This window comes from Methanoplanus limicola DSM 2279, assembly GCF_000243255.1.
GTDB lineage: Archaea > Halobacteriota > Methanomicrobia > Methanomicrobiales > Methanomicrobiaceae > Methanoplanus > Methanoplanus limicola.
Map to the genome: position 1 here is coordinate 1,612,906 of NZ_CM001436.1, position 21,153 is coordinate 1,634,058.

The window sequence follows — 21,153 nt, forward strand, 5'->3', positions numbered from 1 at the left end:
TGAACTTCTGCGGGATTGACTAAAAATAATATTTTTAATCATATGTTTCTGCTCAGAATTTCTTTTTATTGAATACTATTTTTTTAATCCCGCCCGTAGGAAAGTCCGGTTTATCATAATAGCGAGGGATTATATGGATATGGCAGTGCATAACTGTCTGCTCAGCAGCCTCACCGACATTTGTGACAATATTGTATCCTCCGGGTGAAAACTTCTCATCAAGAATTTCTTTTGCCTGAATTATCATCTCAGGAAGTTTTTTTATCTCAGCACCAGTCAGTACAAAATAATCCACACAATGACGTAAGGGAATGATCAGAAGATGCCCCGGACTTGCGGGATAATCATCCCATCTTGCATACCACAGTGAATTTTTAAAAACAATATCTTTTTCTTCCGGTGAACAAAAAGGGCATATCAACTTACTCATAAAGAATACCTCATCCGGATTTGGAACTTTCCGGTTAGAATTTATCTCTGATTCATAAAATTTAGGGAATAAATTAACAATACCAAATCCGATATTATTTATTGAGATTAAGGCAGGATAATTATCACGATATTGTCTCATAAAGCAGTTCTCTGAATTAAGAATCAAATAAACAGAGATTATCTGAAAAAATAATAATTGCAGGCAGAAATATGGAGGAAGAAATTACCGGAAATTTAGACCGGAAAGCTGAGGACTCAATTGTCAGAAGGGTGGCATGGTATTCACTTATAGTCAATACAATGCTTGTAATTGTAAAACTGTACCTCTCATGGGTATCAGGCAGCCTTGCACTTGAAGCAGATGCTATACATTCATTCATAGACGTTCTTGCTTCAATTGCACTTATTGCCGGTATCTGGCTCTCATGTCTCAAGAGAGAAAATTATCCGTACGGACTGTACAAAATTGAAAATCTGGTCTCTGTGATTATTGCCTTCCTCGTATTCCTGACAGCCTGGGAGATACTTACTGAGGCTGTATCCGGAGGAGATACTACTGTATCATTCAGCGGTTGGGTGCTCTTTGCAGTTGCTGCGCTGATCTCCGTTCCATATATTCTTGGCAGATATGAAGTCCGGATGGGTAGAAAATACAACTCTCCTGGTCTGATAGCAGACGGAAAACAGCATATCGTTGATGTACTCTCAACATCAGTGGTATTCTCTGCACTCTTTGCCCAGTACTTTGGAATTCCGGTGGACAGCATTGCAGCTGCAATAGTGGCATTTTTCATTGCATATTCCGGGTGGGAGATACTAAAAGACAGTATGAGAACCCTGCTTGATGCGTCAATAGATTATGATACAAGGGACAGGATCAAATCTGCAATATTATCAGACCCAATGGTGACTGGAATAAAAGATCTAACTGCAAGAAATTCCGGGCGTTTCATCTTTGTTGAAGCAACTGTCAATATGAAGAGATTAGATCTTTCAGAGGCTCATAATGCAAGCGAAAGGATAGAATTAAAAATCAATGAAATTGTTCCAAATGTTGAGAGGGTTGTTATCCATTACGAACCAAAAGAGAAATTACACCTGAGATATGCCGTCCCGACAGAAAATCCGGAAGGGAAAATCTGTCCTCACTTTGGAGAAGCCCCGTATTTCACAATTCTGGAATTCAGTATCAAAGATGCAAAACTTATGCGAAAGGAGACAATATCCAATCCTGTGGTCGGCCTGGAAAGACAGAAAGGGATCCGTTCTGCGGAATTTCTCTTAACCTGCAAGCCGGATGTCATATATTCAAAACAGCCGCTTGCAGGAAAATCGGCTGAATATGTATTTGAGTCTGCCGGAATTCTGGTGAAACTGACAGGAGCCGATCATACTGGAGATCTGATTAAAGAGATTAAGAGTGAACTAATGATGGATAAGGGGAGTGATCCTGCCGCCCTCACCGGAGATAAAACAGACTGAATAATGGAGAATATATCTTATGAAAAATTACGCTCATTACCTGAATATCATATATATCGTCTGTGTGCAGACAGACTGCTGTAAAATTAGTGAATGCCTGTTGCAATGAAGGTACACTTTCCAAAATTCTCTCAGTTATACTCTGATAATTCCTGAAAGGGCGTCCGTGCATTAAAAGAATATGCTGTTTCGGTTCTTAATTGCAGGACTATTATTCCACAATCAGATCTTCAGCGTACCTGTTCTCATTTGCCAGGAGGAATTCATCTGACATATGCAGGCATTTTACCGGACATACATCATTGCACTGTCCGCAGAATATGCACTGAGTCACATAAATTCTGATGGTTCTTGTATCATCAATGAATTCTATTGCATGAGCGGGGCAGACTCTTGTGCATATTTTACAGCCTATGCAGATGTCATGGTCATATATAATTTTACCCCTGTAGTTATCCGGAGTATTAACTGCCGGATTTATTCGTGCCTTCCCTTCGGATACATCTGATAAAAATCCGTTAACTGACTTTGGCAGATATTTTGCGGGGAAAAGGTTTGTTGCCGGCTTTTTGATAACCTGTCTTAACACCTCTGCAACCGTGGGCATAAATTTCATACTTAAACACCCTCCAGAATAAAAGCATCAATTCCGACGAGGAACAGCGCAAAGAGACCGATTAGAGTGATGTATATCCAGTAAAACGAAACCAAATGGTTTATTCTGAATCTTGCCATGCTCACCCTGATTAAAGTTACTGAGAAAAAGAGAACCACAACCAGTTTTAGAAAGTAAAATAAAAGGTCAACAACCGGAGCAATCATCGTAGGCAGTGAAATAAACCATGACAGATTCCAGGGCAGAAACACTGCTACAATAAGGGCCAGCATTGCTAATGTCTTAACGCCCCCGGCAAGATAAAATAATGCAAGGTTTCTCCCGGAATATTCAACCAAAAGCCCTCCACATAGTTCAGTTTCAGCTTCCGGAGTATCACAGGGCACTCTTGAAAGTTCGGCCGGAGTTACAAATACAAGAATCAGCATAAAAAGTATACAGCCAACAATTCCCACAGGGCCGAGCACATCCCAGATTATAATTTTGGATGTTACTCCCGAAATCACACCCAGAGAGAAGGGATCAGATAATCCGGCAGCCGAGAGCCTCCAGGCAACTGTAATGACTACAATTATCAGGGGAAGTTCATATGCAATCATAGTTATCATTTCCCGCTGTGCTCCGATTGTCGCATATGGAGAACCGGATGAGAACCCACCGGCAATCATTGCAAGAGCAGGCACATTAAGCAGGTACATAACAAGAATGATATCTCCGAATTTACCAAGCAGAGGTGCAGTACTCCCCACCGGAATATAAAGTAAAATGGTTATTGAGGATGCCAGAGCTATAACAGGTGCAACATTGAATATTGACGGGACCGCACTCTCCGGGACGATGTTATCCTTGCAGAAAAGTTTTGCAACATCTATGAACGGTTGCCTTAATGGAGGGCCGACTCTTGCCTGCATGTGTGCGGCAAATTTTCTGTCAATTCCAAGGAGGAGCAGCCCGGCAACAATTCCAAAAACTGCAATGGCCACAGTGCCAAGAGCCGCAGTCAGGATTCCGGAGATAAAACTCATCCCAAAATCCTCCGTGTCTTTTCAACAGACATTTTATGAAGTTCTGATTTGGTGAGCATTTTACTTCCCATACCACAATCTGTATTCCTGACAACCGTAATTCTGTCTGTGCATGACATGCAGGGATCAATTGAGGCAATTATTATTGGAATATCTGCAATCTGTTCGCCACGGAGAATCTCAAGCCATGACATCTGATTGGAGTACGTTGAAGCCTTGACCTTCCACGAATATGGTGCGTCAGCCTTCTGCATCCGTACATAATGCAGGCATTCTCCTCTGGGTGCTTCAACCCTTCCAACCGCTTCTCCTTCTGCTTTTTTGCAGGCCGCAAGCAGTTTTGGCATTTTTTCTTCCCACAAAACCGACCCGTCCTCCATCTGTGAGATGCACTGCCGGATAATCGAAACAGACTGACCGACCTCAAGCAGCCGGACAACAATTCTGTCATACACATCCCCGGTTATTTTATCAGTGTACACATCCGGCAGTATAACATCAAATTTCACATCTCCATAGGCTGCATAAGGCGAATCGGCCCTGACATCCATACTGACACCGCTTGCACGGGCAGTCGGGCCTACGGTGCACAACTCAAGGGCTGCTTTGTATGTAAGAATCCCGCAGTGCCTGCACCTGACAGTGATAGACTTATCATGCAGAAATAATTTCAGCAGTTTGTCAAGCAGATTCTCATAATATGAAAGTCCTTCTTCAATTCTTTGATATTTGTGCGGTTCAATGTCCCTTCTGACGCCTCCTACCTGAACAATCCCGTAATTGATCCTGTTTCCGGTGATGAGTTCCAGAAGGTCCATAGACTCCTCCCTCACACGCCATGCCAGATTGAAGAGTGTGTCAAAGCCAAGTTCATGTGCAGCAACTCCGGCCCAGAGTATATGTGACTGTATCCTCTCAAACTCGGCAAGGATAGTCCTGATATAATGTGCCCTCTCCGGAACTTCAATGCCAGCGATCTGCTCGACTGCCTTTGCAAAAGAGAGGGTGTGCGACACTCCGCAGATCCCGCATATCCTGTCAGTCAGGTGAACGATCTGAACCGGATTTCTGCGCATGCCCATCCATTCGATACCCCTGTGCACCTTACCCGGCTCAAAATCCAGATCTTCAATAACCTCACCGTTCATCTTAAATGTGAAATGAACCGGTTCTTTCAGTGATGGGTGTGTCGGGCCAATCGGGATATTATATGTGGGTCTTTTTGAAGGGTCACTCATTTTTGTTCACCTGCTGTCTTTCAGATGAGTTATTATTTTCTCCGGATTTCTCACCTGCCGGCTTTGAGCCTTCAGTTTCATCTGCTTTTAACGGGGAATCATTTTCCTTTCCGGAATTATTTCCATCTTTTCCATCTCTCGTAGAACCCGTTTTTTTCTTCTCCTTTGGCTTTACAGGAGGATTTGGCCTGCCTGTGGGTCTCTCTGATTTCCAGAGGTTTTTTATCATTGAATCAGGAATGCCACATTCATCCTTTCTCCAGGGATATACATCTTCAGGAAAATCAGGGGGGAGAAAGAGCCTGCGTCTGTCAGGAATACCTTCAACTGTAATCCCGATCATCTCCTGCTTCTCTCTTTCTGTATATACCGCCCCGGGAATGAGATCTGAGATTGTGGGGATGACCGGATCCTTTTTGGGTACCGGTACAGTAAAGTAAATCGCTTTTTCAGACCCGTAAAGACCAAAAAATATGTAGAAATGGTAGATCAGTTCTATCTCATCTCCGGCGTCAACAGCAGAGATCACTCCAAGATGGGGAAAGTCAATGTCAATTACCTCTCTGACAGCATCATGTATTACTTCCCTTTCGATTTTCATCCAGAGGGATTCATTCCTCTTTCCTGCCCTTCCTTCGGCGTGAATCTTTACTTCAGAGGATATTACCTTTCTGCCAAGTGAACTCTTAAGTCTCTCTTCAACCTCTGAAATATCCAGAACTATCCTCTTAGCTGCAGTCATCTCTTCTCCCCCTCAAGCCTCTCAAGTTTTGATATCGCTTTCACAACACCGTCAATTATTGCTTCGGGCCGCGGTGCACATCCGGGCACATATATATCAACCGGAATAACATCACCGACAGGGCCGTCAAGGTTGTAGGAATCAAAAAAAACCCCTCCTGACTGCCCGCAGGAACCGATGCAGATTACAACCTTCGGATCAGCCATCTGAAGATAGACTCTTCTGAGCCGGTCTGCCATTGCATGAACTACCGGCCCTGTAACAAGAAGGACATCGGCATGCCTTGGTGACCCTACAAGCTTCATTCCAAACCTCTCTGGGTCATATCTGGGCATCAGGGTTGCAATTATCTCAATATCACAACCATTGCACGATCCGGAATTGAAGTGAAATAACCACAGTGACCTGTTAAACGATTCTGAAAGCCTCATAACAGATCGCCTCCAAGAATAATTACCATTATAAGGGCCATAGCTCCGAGAAACCAGAGAATATAATCAGTCAAAATTCCGGTATGAACCGGAATAAGAATATCATAATATCTTTTAAGTGCTTTTGTAAAACCCCAGTACATATTTCCGGCACGGATGTGTACATCACCTTTATCCGGTTCGGCATTGCCTGACAGATATGGTTTTACCTGTTCTGTATAACTCTTGTAGTCTGATTCACCCATCAAAAGGAAAATCCAGGATATTATAAGCGCGACTATAAATCCGATAATCCAGTATAACGGACTCCAGGCACCATATTCCGTATACAGTGTCTCGGGCAGGACCATTTCAGCTACCTCCAAGAACTGCCGATATGTATCCGTCCTGATTTACAAGGGCATTTGTTGCGGGTGTAATCAGAACATCTACCACTGCCTGCGGATATACTCCAAAGAAAAATATAAGTAATGCAAGAATACCCATTCCAATCAGCATAGGACGTGGAACTTCCCTGACATTTTCATACTCGGGAAGTTTAGGCCCCATAAAGATTGAATGAAATACCTTTACAAAGGACGCAAGTGTCAGAACCGACACTATCATTACAATTATAGATAGTACCGGATTAAACACGAAGATAGACTTATAAATCAGAAGTTTTGATGAAAAACCGTTTAAAGGCGGAATTCCGGCAATTGCCAGTGCACCTATAATAAAAAATAGCATGGTCCACTTCATATTGTGCCCAAGACCGCCGAGTTTATTCATATTTCTTGTCCTCGTCCTGTAAAAGACTGCACCTGCGGTTAGAAAGAGCAGACTCGCATAAATTGCATGGTTGATGATATGGAATATTCCTCCTTCTATAGCAGTTATCCCGATATTATTCATCATTATGTCATCACCAAGTACTGCAAGGCCAACACCAACTCCAAGGAGCATATATCCTGTTTGCGATACTGCATGGTAGGCCATAAGCCTCTTTACATCTTTCTGCGGGATAGCCATTGTGACACCTATAACCATTGATAAAATTCCGGTTATAATTATTATCCAGCCTAAAAGGGCCCAGTTGAGCGTTATATTATATATAGTAAAGATAACCCTGAAGAGTCCGTAAAGGCTTGCCTGGCTTGCAACAACCAGAAATGCAGTTGCAGATGAAGGTGCCATAGAATAGCCGTCAGGTGTCCAGAAGTGCATAGGCACTGCACCGGATTTCATCGCAAGTGCAGCAACCATCAGCACAAGTGCAATTTTATCCAGCATCCCGTACTGTATATTATCTGCAATTACTGCCATATTGAGTGCGTCATACTGCCCATAGAAAAGCCCGACAGCGAAGAGAATCATGAGGCAGCTCAGAGTTGATAATACTGCATATTTAAGTCCGGCCTCGACTGCAACCCCTTTATCAACCCTGCAGGCAACAAGGGCAGCTCCTGCAAGTGAGTTTATCTCCAGAAATACAAAGAAGTTAAACAGATCTCCAGTACAGACCATGCCTAAAATTCCGGCCTGCATCAGAAGAATAAGTGCAAAATAGTTATCTTTTATGGAAAGTCCCGAATCTGATACTATTGAATACAGAGCAACGGTAAAACCAACTATAGATGCAGATACTGCCATAAAGGCACTCATTGCATCAACAGTAAAAATAATCCTGAATGGAATTCCGCCTGAATCCTGAGGAACTGTAAGGGAAGGGCTGGATGCACCAAATGTATAGACTACAGTTCCAAAGGAGAGAACCTCGTATGTCAGGAGTAATGCTACAGCAAGAGTTGCAAGACTTATCAGAATAAACCAGAGAGATCTTAAAGAATCACTGAACCTGCCTGCAATGGGTACTGTAAATGCGCCAATCAGAGGCACTGCAATAAGAAGTGCAGGGAGATTGTCCATAATCACTGCCGGAATCATCCCCGAAGCCTCCTTACCTCATCGACATCGGCAGTGCCGTATTTTTTGTATATTATTATCACAAATGACAGAAGAAGAGCGGTTGTTGCAATCCCGATTACAATATTTGTAAGCGTCATCGCCTGGACAACCGGGTATGACATTGTGCCCGGTTCTGCATTGGTAAATATAGGTGCAGAAGATCCGTATATGTATCCCGTTGAAACCAGAAACAGATTAACACCCGCTTCCGCCAGTGCCAGCCCCATAATAATTTTTATCAGTTTTTTTTGAGTGACCATTATCACAATCCCGATAATGATAATAATTCCGGCTGCAAAATACGGAAAATTCTGAAGAATCATATCATGATTCCTCCTTAATCCCGTGAAGCATATAAAGAATAATCACACTCATAGCCCCAAAAACTTCAATACCTACTGCAATATTCATCACCGGAATGACACCCGCAGTATTCAGAAAACCAGGATTTGCCCCGTAAGTTACAGTATCTCCAAAAATTATCCCGCCATTGGCAAGCCAGTTGAAGAAGAATGCTGACCCTGAAAGGACTGCTGTGAATGCTGTGAATATGAAGAGCAGAAGGCCAAGATACTCTAAATTTTTCATCGTTTCAGACTTAAAAATCTCTGAAATTCTTTCGTACCGGTTTGCGGCAATCATGAGTACAATTCCGGTTGCGACAACAGCCCCGCCCTGAAAACCTCCTCCGGGTGTCAGATGACCATGGATTATTATGTAAAACCCGAATACAAGAATAAACGGCAGGATAATATTCGCCGATGTCCGGACAATTTTACTCATATTCATACTCTTCATCCTCCCCTCTTTTCCTGAAAATAAGAGTTACACCTATAACAGCAGTAAAAAGGACAGTTGCCTCACCGAGAGTGTCAAATCCCCTGAAATCAAAGACAACACCTGATACGATATTATTTGCTCCGGCCATCTCCTGACCGTTTTCTATAATGTAACTGTCCATATCTCCGTTAGCCGGACTGCCGAATTCAAGGGTAGCAGCCGGGAGAATAAATGCTCCTGCAATAATTATGATTATGACTGATGTCAGGATCTTTTTTGCATTCATCTTAAGGCCTCCCTCTCTTCATCATCCGCATCTGTCCCGCGAATAGCAATGACAAAAATTGCTGTTGTAAGGCCTGCACCGATTCCGGCTTCAGCAATTGCAACATCAGGCGCCTGGAGCAGGTAAAATTCAAGTGAGAGGAGAAAACTGAAAACTCCGAATGCAATCGCTGCCGAAAGGAGATTTTTAAGGTGATATATTGCTAAGGCAGAGATAACAAGCCCTGTAAGCAGAATGGCATGGAATATAAGTACTGGATCAACTGTCATCGGAAACCTCCGAAAGTCTGTCTACAACCGATGGATTGGGTTTCTGACCGGATTTATATGCAGCCCTTGCAATTGCATGTGACCCAACTGAATTTGTGAATGCAAGTGCTATAAGGACAATAATTATGTTCGCTGCAAGGTCAATAAACCGGTTGTCTGCCATAGTTAAGTATTCAGATATACAGTACACAATCCCTGCAAGGCAGATAAATATCGTTCCGAATGTGGTCATCTTTGTCTCTGCATGAAGCCTTGTATAGACATCCGGAAATCTCAGAATTCCGATTACCCCGAGTGCATTGAATGCCAGTCCTATGGCCAGAAAAACCGGTATAAGAATGCCGGAAATGTTCATATTTCTCCTCCAAGGTATTTGGATATGAACAAGGTCCCGACAAAGGACAGGAGGGCATAGACTATCGCAACCTCAACGAAGAAGAGCTCCCCAAAGAATATGCCTAAGATTACCATCAGTGCAACGGTCAGGGTGTTTATTGAATCAAAGGCTACAACCCTGTCAGGTGATGTAGGGCCGGCAAAAAGCCTGACCATTGCCAGGAGGATCAGCATGACAAGGAAAATCGCCGGAATTATCCAGATTCCTTTCATTCTGTAATTCTCCTGACCCACTCTTTAAGGTTAAAATAAGAGAAGAGGTATTTATCATCCGTTATTTTTCTGTCCTCCACACCCGTTGGGACATTTATCATATGGATAAAGAGGTCTCCGGACTCTTCATCTGTATCAACGGTCAGGGTTCCGGGAGTGAGAGTTATTGAATTTGCCAGGATTGTAATGCCCAGGTCACTCTTAAGCCCCGGTGAAATTCTGACAATTCCAGGGCGTATATTTCCGGTAATCACTCTTGCGGCAACGTCCAGGTTTGCCCTTGTCATCTCTGTGAAGAAAGGAATTATGTAGGCAATCAGTAAAATCCATCTTGCGGGATTTGCCATGCGGTAATTTTTGCTACCGCAGAAGAACCTCCCGGATATTAGACCAGTCAGCCCTGCAACAATAATTCCGGCTACAATTTCCCCATAAGACCAAATACCAGGTACATCATTTCCGGACCCTGCGGTGAGGAAGAGGTACAGAAGGAATGCAAACAGCGCAGTTATCAGAATAGGTCTCATATTATCACCAGAGAAATCCGGATTAGTCACAAATTTTAAAAATCTGAAACTTACACAATCAGATATGTAAGAATATATATTATGATAATTAATTATGATTTCGGTGACATGAATAAAAAAAGGTACTGCAAAAAACGACCTCTTTTATCCGGTTAAAACCAGATATTAAGGATAATGTCCAAAGCATTTCTTGGAAAACTTGTCCTGAACTGGTGCGATGCCTGTCATACTCCTGTTCTGGGGAAAAAATGCTCATGCGGTGCAGAGACCAGACAGGTCTCTGTTACACCACCCGGCGACATCAGGCCGGCATTTGAGAAGGATATTGAGCATATCAATAAAATATATTCTGAATATTTCGGCACCATACTCATTCCGGAAGGTCACCTTGTAATCCTCAATAAAGTTCCTGATAAGGATCGGATGGAGGAGGTTATCATGGGTGGAGCAGTCGTCTGTGCCATACGCTATCTTCCGGATGAGAAGAGATGGGAAGTTCTGCCGCGTGTCCATGCATCACAGTATTTCAGACCGGAGAAAGGCTATGTAATAGCTGACAATGGTGCAGTAGAACCTGTTAAATCCGGAACAAGTCTTTTAGCCCCCGGTCTTGTGAATATGCATCCGGATGTGAAAGCCGGAGATGAAGTATTCCTGGTTTCAAGAGATATGGAAGCTATAGCTGTCGGAAGGTCGAAGGTCGGATATGAAGAATCAAAGGAGATGGAGAGAGGGCAGATTGTCAGGACCAGAAAGCCAAAACCCTCGGTGTGCGTACCCGGCGCTGCAACCTGGGATGATGCAGTAAATTCCAATAAATATATTATGGACAGTCATGAGTCCGAAGCAGTAAGATTTACAAATTCTGTAGTTGAAAAAAACCCGAATATGCCTGCAACTGTCTCGTATTCCGGCGGAAAGGACAGCCTTGCAACACTTCTGATTGTTCTGAAGGCAATCGGCAAAGTTCCGCTGATATTTTCAGATACAGGACTTGAATTTCCTGAGACCTACAAAAATATAACTGATGTTTCTGAAAAATACGGACTTGAGATTATAAATACAAGTGGCGCTGAAGAATTTATTAATAAATTTGAAATTCATGGCCCGCCTGCGGTGGATGTCAGATGGTGCTGCGCCGTATGCAAACTTAACCCTGTAAAGTCCATCATCACCGAAAAATGGGGTGAATGCCTTTCATTTATCGGACAGAGAAAATATGAATCACTTGCAAGGATGAAAAGCCCCCGCATATGGCGTAATTTCAAGGTGCAGGTGCAGCTTTCTGCCGCACCGATACAGCACTGGACAGCAATGCATGTGTTTCTCTATCTCTTCAGGGAAGGGGCACCTTATAATGAACTTTATGAAGAGAGGATAGACAGAATCGGGTGTTTCATGTGTCCGTCAAGTGACCTTGCAACATTTGAGATTATTAAGGAAAATTACCCTGAACTCTGGAGTACATGGGAAGAGAAGCTGAATTCATGGAAGGAGAAGAACAATCTTTCTGAAGAATGGATTACAAAAGGAGAATGGAGAAAAAGAGGAGGACCGGATGACACAAGTAGCTATTCTTGATTACGGGCTTGGGAATATAAGGAGTGTAAAGAAAGGCCTTGAAAAGGCCGGAGCAAAAGCTGTTATTACATCTGACTGTGAGGAGATTATGGCATCTGACGGGGTTGTCCTTCCCGGAGTCGGGGCATTTTCGGAAGGGATGGAACAGTTGGATGATATGAAGGGCACTCTTTTTGAATTTGTTGAAAAACGCCCTGTTCTTGGCATATGTCTTGGAATGCAGATGCTTCTTGAAATAAGTGAGGAATATGGTATTCATGAGGGCCTTGGACTTGTACCCGGAAGAGTCAGGGGTTTTGAGAAGAAGGAGGGATTTAAAATTCCGCATATGGGCTGGAATAATCTGACTTTAACCGGCAGTGATCCTCTTTTTGAGGGCATAAAAGATCAGACATATGTGTACTTTGTCCATTCATACTATGCAGATACAGCTCCGGAATATACAATCGCAGAAACTGATTATATCTGTCCTTTTTCATCAGCTGTCAGGAATAAGAATGCCTGGGGGACACAGTTCCACCCGGAAAAAAGCGGTGACGCCGGGCTTAAAATTCTTGAGAATTTTATCGCGATTGCTGACTGAGGTCTATTTTAACCTGAATTTTTTCTTTTTTAAATTTTCAGGGCCGGCACAATTTGGGTTACATCCTAAAACCGGTTAATATATTATATTAGTAATATTGTTTTTTGGAAAATCATTGCATTGCCGGTATTGATTCCGGTCATTCCGGATTCTGCCGATATAAGTAATATCAAAAAAGTCACTCATGAGCCTGCGGGTTCACAGATGATGAATGAAACAGTGCGCTGTTTCATAGGATTATTTCAGAAAAATGGATAAGAACCTGAATTATTAATACATAAGATCGTCTTCATCACCTGAGATATGCCATTCCGCACGCCTCAAAAGCCCGTGAAGGGTGGATACTTCCCTTGTTGTAAGTTTTGTCCGGCCGAATATCCTTCTGATCATAGTTGATGTATTTTCCATCTTGTGATCCGGATGACCGATCACATCCAGAAAATGATCAAAATGGTCATAAAATGAGTCCATCTCAATCCTTGTAGCGAGAGGAAATTCTTCTTTTTTTATTTCGGCAAGTTCATAGGCAATAATCCCGACAGCATGTGATATATTAACAATCGGATATTTATAGGAACTTGGAATTGTACAGATCACGTCACAGCGCCTGATCTCCTCATTTGAAAGGCCCTGATCCTCCCTGCCAAATATTATTGAGACCCTGCCTTTTACGTCACCGATAATATCCCTGATCTCATCCGGTGAATAATAAGGCATCCTCATCGGGTTGGAGACTGACTTTGAAAGACCGCCTGTTGTGGCAATAAGCATATTGCTCTTCTCAATAATCTCATCAAGGCTCTCAGCATACCTTGCGTTATCCAAAACATCCCTGGCATGAGATGATCTTGCAATAGCCTCATCACCAATAGGCGGAGGGTTTATGAGAGTGAGGTTTAAAAACCCGAAATTTTTCATGACACGGGCTGCAAAGCCGATATTTCCCTCATATATCGGCTCTAAAAGAACAATCTCAATTTCCGGCATAAAAATTATTTGACAGCCTTAACTGTCTCAATAAGTGCCTTTGCACCCTCGTCATATACTGCATTTCCGACAACTATTGTATCGGCAAATTCTCCCATTTCAGCCGCTTTTTCACCACAGTTGATACCGCCGCCATAGTATAGTACTGAGTATTCCATAACTTCAGATACTGCCTTAACTACTTCGGGATTTCCGTATGTGCCGGAATATTCGATATATACAATTGGGAACTTAAAATAGCGGTCAGCAACAGTTGCATATGCGACAACCTCGTCAATGGAAATATTGCAGAGTGCCTTTGTAACTTTTCCTACTGAAGAGTCTGGATTTAATACAATATATGCCTCCGGAACAACCATATCCCAGTTAATATTTCGGTTTTTCTTTACCCAGTACTGGTGCTTGCCTACAACCCAGGTGATATCCGGAGTATTCAGAACACTTGGTACAAAAAGGCCCTGAATACCCTCGTACAGAACAGCTGAAGGATCAGCAGGTTCAACAACCATCGGTACACCATATTCCCTGACCTGCTCTCTCAGTAATGTCAGGTTTTCCTCTGTAATATTCAGTGTCCCTGAGAGCATCAGCGCGTCAGTGCCGCTTGTTGCAATATCTTCAATATCGGCCGGATTGAGGATCTTGTCAGGATCAAGTTTTGTGATATGTCTCCACTTCTTCCAGTCAATCATTGTTCTCACTTATTATTCTCCGCCTCTTTTTTAAAGTCCATAATTTTTTTCCTGGTAATTCCGGTAATCTTTGCAAGTCTGTCTGCATCTGCTTCAATAAGAGTCTTAAAGTTCAGCACTCCTGCATAATACATTTTTTCAAGCATCTCCTCTTCAAAGCTTTTCAGTGACATAAGTTCAGTTCTGCCTTTTTCAAAGGTCTTACGTGACATCCCTGCTGGCGGAGCTATACCGTTATTCTCACAGATAATGCTTACGTGCTTGTGAACAGTATCAATATTGATTCCGGACTTATAGCTTAAATACGCCGGATGAGTTGTAGATAAGTCATTAGGACCTATAAATCCGGCTTTGAAATACTTATTAACGCTGATCGCGGGAATTCCCACCTCCTTAAAAATTCCTTTGTTATGGATCAGTTTTGCCTCAAAGATTAATTTCTCTGCTTCTTCGTCATTTAATTTCAGGGACTTCAGTGAATCCTTATTGGCACAGCTGAGTCTTCCAAGATCAGTTATACCCAGAGAAAACAGCCCGTTTGAAACTTTGGAGTGGCTCCTTCCCTTCTTTGGAGGGATGGTTTTTCTGACAAATTTCTTAACCTCAGACCTCTTTCTCAGTTCTTCCAGAACGCCTTCTGCTTCTTTTTTAAATTCAAAAGCCTGTTTATCAGAAAAGTTCATTTTGGATGCAATTTCTGCAACAGGCAGCTTTGAGATCTCAAAAACAGAGTATATGTGATTTTCATGCATTCTTCTGATAATCTCGGGACTGACTGAATCCATCATCTCAAGAGCTTCAATGTTTGATCTTATGTGGTTGCAGAGCGGACATCCTATCTCCCATGGCCTTGCACCAGCCCTTATGAGCTTTACATGGTGCAGGTTGTGCTGATCACAGATGTTGTCATCGTCACGTATTGCCTTGCCCCACTGTACAGAAGGAAGATTCAGGTTGAATGAACAGTCAGGATAATTGGTACAGCCAACAAACTGTGCCATTCCCTTTGTGGTTCTAATCATGAGATTTGAGTTGCAGACCGGACATTTGCCGACAATCCTCTCCTCAGCAGTGCGGTCCATGATCTCCTCACCGATAGCCTCCTCATTCTTCTCAAGGTCATCGAAGATCTGGTTGAGCATACCTCTGGATTCATTCACCGCTTCCTCTTTAGAGCGGCTTGATCTCTTGATCTCCTCCATATGGTCTTCAATAGTTTTTGTCATGTCGGGCTTTGTAATCAGGGTCGCATGCTTTTCAAGTGACTCTGTGACTGCCATACCCACCTGGGTGGGTTTTAAGGGATTGTCCTCAACATAACGTCTTGAAATAAGTTTTCCGATTACTTCGTGCCTTGTTGATTTTGTACCAAGACCGAGTTCTTCCATCTGCTGGATTAATTTGCTTTGTGAATACCTGGGCGGAGGCTGTGTTTCCTTCTCCTCAAGTACTGTATCTACAAGCGGGAGTTTTTCACCTTCTGATAAATCGGGCAGCACCTGTTCTTTGGCCTGGCTGTAGGGGTACACCATTCTGTAGCCCTCATATTCAAGCCTCTGCCCGGTGGATGTGTACTCTTCCCCCCCGGCATTTAACAGATATTTTAGTGTCTTCCATCTTGCGTCAGGAGAGAGTGTTGCCAGAAATCTCCTGACAATTAATTCATAAACCTTCCATGATTTTTCATCAAGATCAGCGGGTTTTGCTGCTCCTGTCGGGTGAATTGGCGGGTGGTCAGTACTTGTCTTCTTGCCTTTTGTTGGGGTATCCCTTATATTGGCAATGACCCATTCCGTATCACGTCTGAAAGATTTCTTAATTTCATTTAAAATTCCTTTTATGTCAAGTGAGTCCGGATATACGGTATTGTCCGTTCTTGGATATGATATATATCCGTTCATATAGAGGTCTTCTGCAACCCTCATTGCATTTGATGCACTAAGGCCAAGCCTTGATGCTGCAACGATATATCCTGTGGTATCGAAAGGTGCAGGTGCCTTGTCGGTTCTTGAACCTTCCTTCTTTTCTGTGACCTCCACCGGCTCTTTTGTACCTGAGAGTGCGCTTTCGGCCTCTTCTTTCAGGTCGAATCTCCCATGTGTATGTCTTGCCTCAAACTGCTCTTTATCCTTTTCAGAGATGATACTGAGCATCCAGTATGGTACAGGTACAAATTCTCCAATCTCTTTCTCCCTGTCAACGATCATTGCCAGAGTAGGACTCTGCACCCTTCCTACAGAGAGAATATTTTTACCTCCCCTCTTTGCAGCTATCGATATAAACCGTGTAAGTGATGCCCCCCAGACGAGATCAATCTCCTGTCTGGCTTCACCGGCTGCGGCAAGGTCAAAATCGATCTCTGCCGGATTATCAAATGCGGCTGATATCTCCTGTTTTGTAATGGCTGAAAATCTTGCTCTGTTCACAGGAACTTTTTTATTGGCTTCCCGTACGATCTCATATGCCTCTTTACCGATCAACTCCCCCTCACGGTCATAATCAGTAGCTATTGTTACAAGATCTGCCTTTTTTGAGAGTTTTTTAATCAGTGCAACAATCTTCTTCTCGGTGGGTTTTCTTATAATTCCTGCATCGATGAGTGTTCTTGGTGTGTGTGTCTCGCTTCGCCAGTTTTTGTACCCTTCCTCAAAGTCTACTTCCACCACATGGCCGCGAAGCCCAAGAGCAACTTTATCATCGAATCTGTAAATACTGACATTATTGTCTTTCTCAGTTTTTGGTTTCCCGCTGCTGCTTAAAAAGCCTGCAATTCTCTGTGCTGCTATGTTTTTCTCTGCGATGATAAGATGCATATTAGGATTTTCACTCCTTTGGGGCAATCTTTTCTGCCATTATTTTATTGAGAGCCTTCGGGTCTGCACGCCCTCTCGTCTCTTTCATAACCTGCCCGACAAGGAAATTCAGGGCATTCTGCTTACCTTCGTGATAGTCGGCGACAGCCTGTGGATTTGCATCTACGATTCTGGCGATAATGTCATCAAATTCATTGTCTCCGGCTTTACCAAGTGAAAGCCTCTGCACAATATCAGATGGCATCTCTGCTTCCTTTCCTTCTTTTACTTCGTCAAGCATTATCCGGAGAACATCGACCCCAACTCTGTCGGTGATCTCATTCTGCTTCAGGAGAGCAATAAGGTCAACAAAGTTTTCAACCGGAACTGAGTCTATCTTCATCTCCCTGTAGTAAAGTTCTCCAAGGAGTGTATCTGCAACCCAGGTTGCTGCAAGGCCAGGATCACATCCTGGTTTTACAATTTCCTCATAGAAATCTGCAACCTTAATGTCACCGATGAGGGTTTTGGAATGGTTTGGAGAGAGGCTGTACTGGTCAATGAACCTCTGGCGGCGTGCGTCAGGCAGTTCGGGCAGTTCTATATCTGCAACCCATGAACTGACCCTCAGTGGTCTTAGGTCCGGTTCCGGGAAGTAACGGTAATCGCTCTCCTCCTCTTTGCTTCTTGAACCCTGGGTAATACCTCTTGCCTCCATGAAATGACGGGTCTCCATGGTTATCTCCTGCCCTCTTCTGATCATATTTCTCTGTCTTGTGATCTCAAAGTTGAGGGCTTTTTCCACACCTTTGTAGGAAGAGATGTTCTTGCACTCCACACGGCTGTGCCCTTCAAGTGATATATTTGCATCCACTCTGATCGAACCCTCGCGCTCACCGTCAAATACATCAAGATATTCGAGTGTTGATCTCAGTTTATTTAAGAAGCGGCGTGCCTCTTTTGGCGATGATATGTCCGGTTCGGTGACTATCTCAATGAGTGGTATTGAACTCCTGTTGTAATCTACAAGTGAGTAGCCTGCCCTGTCCCTCCCGGTCTTGTGAACCAGCCTTCCGGGATCTTCTTCCAGGTGAATTCTTGTTATTCTAATTGGTTTTTCATGACCCTCGTCATCTTCGACTGTGAGAATACCTCTTTCCGCAACCGGTTTGTCGTACTGGCTTACCTGATATCCCTTTGGAAGGTCGGGGTAGAAGTAGTTCTTCCTTGAAAACTCGGAATATTCCGGAATCTCAAGGTTGAGTGCCTTGGCAACTTTAAGTGCATATATTACTGCCTGTCTGTTCAGTTTTGGCAGGGCACCTGGGAGTCCGAGGCATATGGGACATACATGGGTGTTTGGTTCATCATCACGGTAGTCGGTTGAACATCCGCAGAAGAGTTTGGTTTTTGTGTTCAACTGGCAGTGGATCTCAAGACCAATAATGATTTTAAGATCTTTTGGATCCTTTTTCATCTCCGGAGATTTGACTGAATCTGCTTCAGACATTTTATGCCACCTCCTCTTCAAAGGCATATGCAGCATCAACCACACCCTCTTCATTGAAGTGTGTTCCAATTAACTGAAGCCCTACAGGCATTCCGGTAACTTTTCCACATGGCACTGATATAGCAGGCACTCCGGCAAGGTTTGCAGGGACTGTCAGAATGTCACTTAAGTACATCTCAAGCGGATCCTCAAGCTCTCCAATCTTTGGTGCTATATTGGGCATTGTCGGCCCCGCTATGAGATCTACATCTTTTAATACTCTTAGGAAGTCATTTTTGATATTGGCCCTTGCAGTGCATGCCTTTGCGTAGTATTTGCCGTAATATCCGGCCGAGAGTGCAAATGTTCCGAGCATGATCCTTCTCTGTACTTCCTCTCCGAACTTTTCGCCGCGTAAATCCCTGTATTCGGCATGCCACTGTTTCTTCTTTTCAACCCGTGGACCAAACCTTACGCCGTCAAATCTTGATAGGTTGGATGATGCCTCGCTTGTGCATGTGACATAGTAGGCTGCAAGTGCATATTCCATTGATGGTATCGTGCATTCAACAGTTTCAGCGCCGAGTGATTCAAGAACTGATATTGCATCCCTGACTGTCTCTGCAACTTTTTCGTTGACGCCTTCTCCGAAGTATTCCTTTGGAATCCCGATCTTTTTGCCTTTTATATCGGCATTAGGTGTGTGACTGTAAGGGCGATCATATGCAGTTGAATCCCTTCTGTCATATCCGGCAATAACACCCATGAGCTTTGAGACATCGGATACATTTTCTGCCATGGGGCCGATCTGCTCAAGTGAATTTGAGTATGCTATAAGACCATATCTTGATACACGCCCAAATGACGGTTTAAGTCCGACTATTCCGCAGTACGATGCAGGGCACCTGATTGAACCTCCTGTGTCTGTTCCAAGAGCCATTGGAACCATTCCGGATGCGACTGCCGCAGCACTTCCGCCTGACGATCCGCCGGGTACACGTTCGGGATCTATTGGATTTAATGTAGGTCCGAATGCTGAACTTTCCGTTGTTGTACCCATGCCGAATTCATCCATATTTGTCTTTCCGATAATTGCGGCACCGGCTTTTTTCAGGAGTGTAACTACGTGAGCGTCGTATGGCGATGTAAATCCCTTCAGTATTGCTGATCCTGCGGTTGTCTCTATCCCTCTTGTACATATATTGTCCTTTACCGCAACCGGAATTCCGGATAAGACTCCTTCTCCGTATTCTGCTTCATCAATTCTTGTGATAAATGCATTATACCTGTCCTCTTCCGTAAATGAAAAACTCTGCATTACATCACCTTTGGCGCTTTGATATAGCCGTCTTCGGTCTCACCGGCGTTTAATAGTGCCTCTTCCTGTGTTAATGACTCTTCAACTATATCATCCCTGAATACATTTTCAAGGTCAAAGCCTGTGTTTTCTTTCATCTCTACACGGTCCAGTATGTCAAAATATTCCAGAATATCATTGAAGCGTGTTGTGAACTGCTTCAGTTTATCTTTATCAATTGTTATGTCAGCAAGATTTGCTATGCTTTCAACTTCGTTATCAGAAACCATTATTCAAAGACCCTCTTTTATGTTATACTATTAAATGTTCCAGGTACTGTTGTACCGAATTTTTATAACCATATTGACGTGCCTGCCTTTGTATGTCTTTCCAGATGCCACTGCCATACTGCATCGCTTTTTTAGCGTAGAATGCGGCTTCTTTTGGCATATGGGCGGATGCAGTGACTCTCAGGGGATATTTCCGTATACCATTCACAATCAGTGTTTCAGGCGGCAGGGACTGTGCAGCGCGCACGACTCTCATATCCAGATATGGGCATGAGAGGTATGTACCGTTCATCTCAGCAACCGACTGATCACGCATCCCCTGCCGGGAAAGGCTTTTAAAATCCTGTTTTAGTGTTTCTCTGATGTCATCCGTTTCCAGGTACCTTGCGTACCCTCCGAAAAGTTCATCCGCGCCCTGTCCGGCAAGCACCCTCTCGTACCCGTTTTCGCCCGCCCATTTAGTTACGAAGTACATTGTTGCTGCGATAGATGCCTCAACAGGTGTCTTCTCCGGAATTACACCAAGTACCTTATGTAGTGCGGGTTTAATCTCATTTTTGTCAATCTCAATAAATTCGACATCTGAAATACCTGCCATGCAGGCAACCTCTTCAGCATGCTTCAGGTCATGTGAACCTTTAAGTCCGACTGTTACGCACGGCAGTCCGGCAAGCTTTGCAATCAGAGCGGAGTCAACGCCTCCTGAAAATGCCACAACAGCCTTTTTTCCGGGTGGGAGGCATTCTGCTCTCAGCCTGACAGATTCTGTGACCGCTTCTTCAACGGAAAGTTGAGGCAGATCAGGAACAATTCTTCTGTTTTCAGACTCATTGCAGAAAATTATTCCGGCATCTCCTCTGCCCGGAATGATACCCATATAATCCCTTGCATGGCACCCGTTCCATTCCAGATAAAACTCCCCGCCGCAGTCTGAGAGCCATTCCGGCACAACTTCGGGACAGTCCCGGATTAATTTCGCGAGGTCATCCCTGAAGAAAACTCTGCCTCCCTTCTCAATCCAGCCCCTTAATTTAATTTCATTATTTTCCCGGTTCATT

25 protein-coding genes are annotated in these 21,153 nt (G+C 43.6%); 3 read left to right on the plus strand and 22 right to left on the minus strand.

What is annotated here, in order from left to right:
- Positions 1–52: 52 nt before the first annotated feature.
- Entirely contained in the window at positions 53–430 is a 378-nt protein-coding gene (locus tag METLIM_RS07775; protein ID WP_048146288.1) for an HIT family protein, read from the minus strand.
- A gap of 212 nt (positions 431–642) precedes the next feature.
- Here METLIM_RS07775 and METLIM_RS07780 point away from each other — a divergent pair, with 212 nt between their 5' ends.
- Positions 643–1,914, plus strand: a complete 1,272-nt coding sequence (locus METLIM_RS07780) for a cation diffusion facilitator family transporter (RefSeq protein WP_004077407.1) — start codon at positions 643–645, stop codon at positions 1,912–1,914.
- A 211-nt stretch (positions 1,915–2,125) separates the two neighbouring features.
- Here the strand turns inward: METLIM_RS07780 and METLIM_RS07785 are convergent, their stop codons facing one another.
- The 14 genes from METLIM_RS07785 to METLIM_RS07850 are packed head-to-tail and all read right to left on the minus strand — an operon-like array spanning position 2,126 to position 10,384.
- Positions 2,126–2,530 (minus strand): 4Fe-4S dicluster domain-containing protein, encoded by a 405-nt coding sequence (locus tag METLIM_RS07785; RefSeq protein WP_004077408.1) that lies wholly within the window; start codon positions 2,528–2,530, stop codon positions 2,126–2,128.
- 2 nt (positions 2,531–2,532) lie between these two features.
- Entirely contained in the window at positions 2,533–3,555 is a 1,023-nt protein-coding gene (locus tag METLIM_RS07790) for a respiratory chain complex I subunit 1 family protein (protein ID WP_004077409.1), read from the minus strand.
- A complete protein-coding gene (locus METLIM_RS07795) occupies positions 3,552–4,793 on the minus strand; it encodes a hydrogenase large subunit (RefSeq protein WP_004077410.1) in 1,242 nt (413 codons plus the stop codon). Before METLIM_RS07795 ends, METLIM_RS07790 begins: the two co-directional genes overlap by 4 nt.
- Positions 4,786–5,535 carry an NADH-quinone oxidoreductase subunit C gene (locus tag METLIM_RS07800; RefSeq protein WP_004077411.1) on the minus strand — a complete coding sequence of 250 codons (750 nt, stop codon included), beginning with the start codon at positions 5,533–5,535 and terminating at the stop codon, positions 4,786–4,788. The genes METLIM_RS07795 and METLIM_RS07800 overlap by 8 nt, the downstream gene beginning before the upstream one ends.
- The gene (locus METLIM_RS07805; protein ID WP_004077412.1) at positions 5,532–5,966 is read right to left on the minus strand and encodes an NADH-quinone oxidoreductase subunit B family protein; all 435 of its coding nucleotides are present in this window, start codon (positions 5,964–5,966) and stop codon (positions 5,532–5,534) included. The genes METLIM_RS07800 and METLIM_RS07805 overlap by 4 nt, the downstream gene beginning before the upstream one ends.
- Complete coding sequence (locus METLIM_RS07810; protein ID WP_245543510.1) at positions 5,963–6,331, minus strand: hydrogenase; 369 nt, start codon at positions 6,329–6,331, stop codon at positions 5,963–5,965. The genes METLIM_RS07805 and METLIM_RS07810 overlap by 4 nt, the downstream gene beginning before the upstream one ends.
- A complete protein-coding gene (locus tag METLIM_RS07815; protein WP_004077414.1) occupies positions 6,318–7,892 on the minus strand; it encodes a proton-conducting transporter transmembrane domain-containing protein in 1,575 nt (524 codons plus the stop codon). Before METLIM_RS07815 ends, METLIM_RS07810 begins: the two co-directional genes overlap by 14 nt.
- On the minus strand, positions 7,889–8,236 hold the full coding sequence (locus METLIM_RS07820; RefSeq protein WP_004077415.1) for a sodium:proton antiporter: 348 nt from the start codon (positions 8,234–8,236) through the stop codon (positions 7,889–7,891). The genes METLIM_RS07815 and METLIM_RS07820 overlap by 4 nt, the downstream gene beginning before the upstream one ends.
- A gap of 1 nt (position 8,237) precedes the next feature.
- Positions 8,238–8,696, minus strand: coding sequence for an MnhB domain-containing protein (locus tag METLIM_RS07825; protein ID WP_245543511.1), 459 nt, complete (start codon positions 8,694–8,696; stop codon positions 8,238–8,240).
- Positions 8,689–8,979, minus strand: coding sequence for a hydrogen gas-evolving membrane-bound hydrogenase subunit E (gene mbhE / locus METLIM_RS07830; protein WP_004077417.1), 291 nt, complete (start codon positions 8,977–8,979; stop codon positions 8,689–8,691). The genes METLIM_RS07825 and mbhE overlap by 8 nt, the downstream gene beginning before the upstream one ends.
- Positions 8,976–9,248, minus strand: a complete 273-nt coding sequence (locus METLIM_RS07835) for a Na(+)/H(+) antiporter subunit B (RefSeq protein ID WP_004077418.1) — start codon at positions 9,246–9,248, stop codon at positions 8,976–8,978. The genes mbhE and METLIM_RS07835 overlap by 4 nt, the downstream gene beginning before the upstream one ends.
- Complete coding sequence (gene mnhG / locus METLIM_RS07840) at positions 9,238–9,603, minus strand: monovalent cation/H(+) antiporter subunit G (protein WP_004077419.1); 366 nt, start codon at positions 9,601–9,603, stop codon at positions 9,238–9,240. The genes METLIM_RS07835 and mnhG overlap by 11 nt, the downstream gene beginning before the upstream one ends.
- Positions 9,600–9,857 (minus strand): monovalent cation/H+ antiporter complex subunit F, encoded by a 258-nt coding sequence (locus METLIM_RS07845; protein ID WP_004077420.1) that lies wholly within the window; start codon positions 9,855–9,857, stop codon positions 9,600–9,602. The genes mnhG and METLIM_RS07845 overlap by 4 nt, the downstream gene beginning before the upstream one ends.
- Entirely contained in the window at positions 9,854–10,384 is a 531-nt protein-coding gene (locus METLIM_RS07850) for a Na+/H+ antiporter subunit E (RefSeq protein WP_004077421.1), read from the minus strand. Before METLIM_RS07850 ends, METLIM_RS07845 begins: the two co-directional genes overlap by 4 nt.
- 174 nt (positions 10,385–10,558) lie before the next feature.
- Here METLIM_RS07850 and METLIM_RS07855 point away from each other — a divergent pair, with 174 nt between their 5' ends.
- On the plus strand, positions 10,559–11,965 hold the full coding sequence (locus METLIM_RS07855) for a phosphoadenosine phosphosulfate reductase domain-containing protein (protein WP_004077422.1): 1,407 nt from the start codon (positions 10,559–10,561) through the stop codon (positions 11,963–11,965).
- Positions 11,943–12,548, plus strand: coding sequence for an imidazole glycerol phosphate synthase subunit HisH (gene hisH / locus METLIM_RS07860; RefSeq protein ID WP_004077423.1), 606 nt, complete (start codon positions 11,943–11,945; stop codon positions 12,546–12,548). The genes METLIM_RS07855 and hisH overlap by 23 nt, the downstream gene beginning before the upstream one ends.
- A gap of 270 nt (positions 12,549–12,818) precedes the next feature.
- Here the strand turns inward: hisH and METLIM_RS07865 are convergent, their stop codons facing one another.
- Genes METLIM_RS07865 through METLIM_RS07895 form a run of 7 tightly spaced genes read right to left on the minus strand, consistent with a single transcriptional unit; the run spans position 12,819 to position 21,152 of the window.
- Positions 12,819–13,535, minus strand: a complete 717-nt coding sequence (locus tag METLIM_RS07865) for an RNA methyltransferase (RefSeq protein WP_004077424.1) — start codon at positions 13,533–13,535, stop codon at positions 12,819–12,821.
- A 5-nt stretch (positions 13,536–13,540) separates the two neighbouring features.
- The gene (locus METLIM_RS07870; protein ID WP_048146291.1) at positions 13,541–14,227 is read right to left on the minus strand and encodes a phosphoglycerol geranylgeranyltransferase; all 687 of its coding nucleotides are present in this window, start codon (positions 14,225–14,227) and stop codon (positions 13,541–13,543) included.
- 5 nt (positions 14,228–14,232) lie between these two features.
- Positions 14,233–17,040 carry a DNA topoisomerase I gene (locus METLIM_RS07875; RefSeq protein WP_004077426.1) on the minus strand — a complete coding sequence of 936 codons (2,808 nt, stop codon included), beginning with the start codon at positions 17,038–17,040 and terminating at the stop codon, positions 14,233–14,235.
- A 10-nt stretch (positions 17,041–17,050) separates the two neighbouring features.
- Positions 17,051–18,529, minus strand: a complete 1,479-nt coding sequence (gene gatB / locus METLIM_RS07880) for an Asp-tRNA(Asn)/Glu-tRNA(Gln) amidotransferase subunit GatB (RefSeq protein WP_004077427.1) — start codon at positions 18,527–18,529, stop codon at positions 17,051–17,053.
- 1 nt (position 18,530) lies between these two features.
- A complete protein-coding gene (gene gatA, locus METLIM_RS07885) occupies positions 18,531–19,826 on the minus strand; it encodes an Asp-tRNA(Asn)/Glu-tRNA(Gln) amidotransferase subunit GatA (RefSeq protein ID WP_004077428.1) in 1,296 nt (431 codons plus the stop codon).
- Complete coding sequence (gene gatC / locus METLIM_RS07890; RefSeq protein ID WP_004077429.1) at positions 19,826–20,095, minus strand: Asp-tRNA(Asn)/Glu-tRNA(Gln) amidotransferase subunit GatC; 270 nt, start codon at positions 20,093–20,095, stop codon at positions 19,826–19,828. Before gatC ends, gatA begins: the two co-directional genes overlap by 1 nt.
- A 22-nt stretch (positions 20,096–20,117) precedes the next feature.
- The gene (locus METLIM_RS07895; protein ID WP_004077430.1) at positions 20,118–21,152 is read right to left on the minus strand and encodes an asparagine synthase C-terminal domain-containing protein; all 1,035 of its coding nucleotides are present in this window, start codon (positions 21,150–21,152) and stop codon (positions 20,118–20,120) included.
- Position 21,153 lies beyond the last annotated feature (1 nt).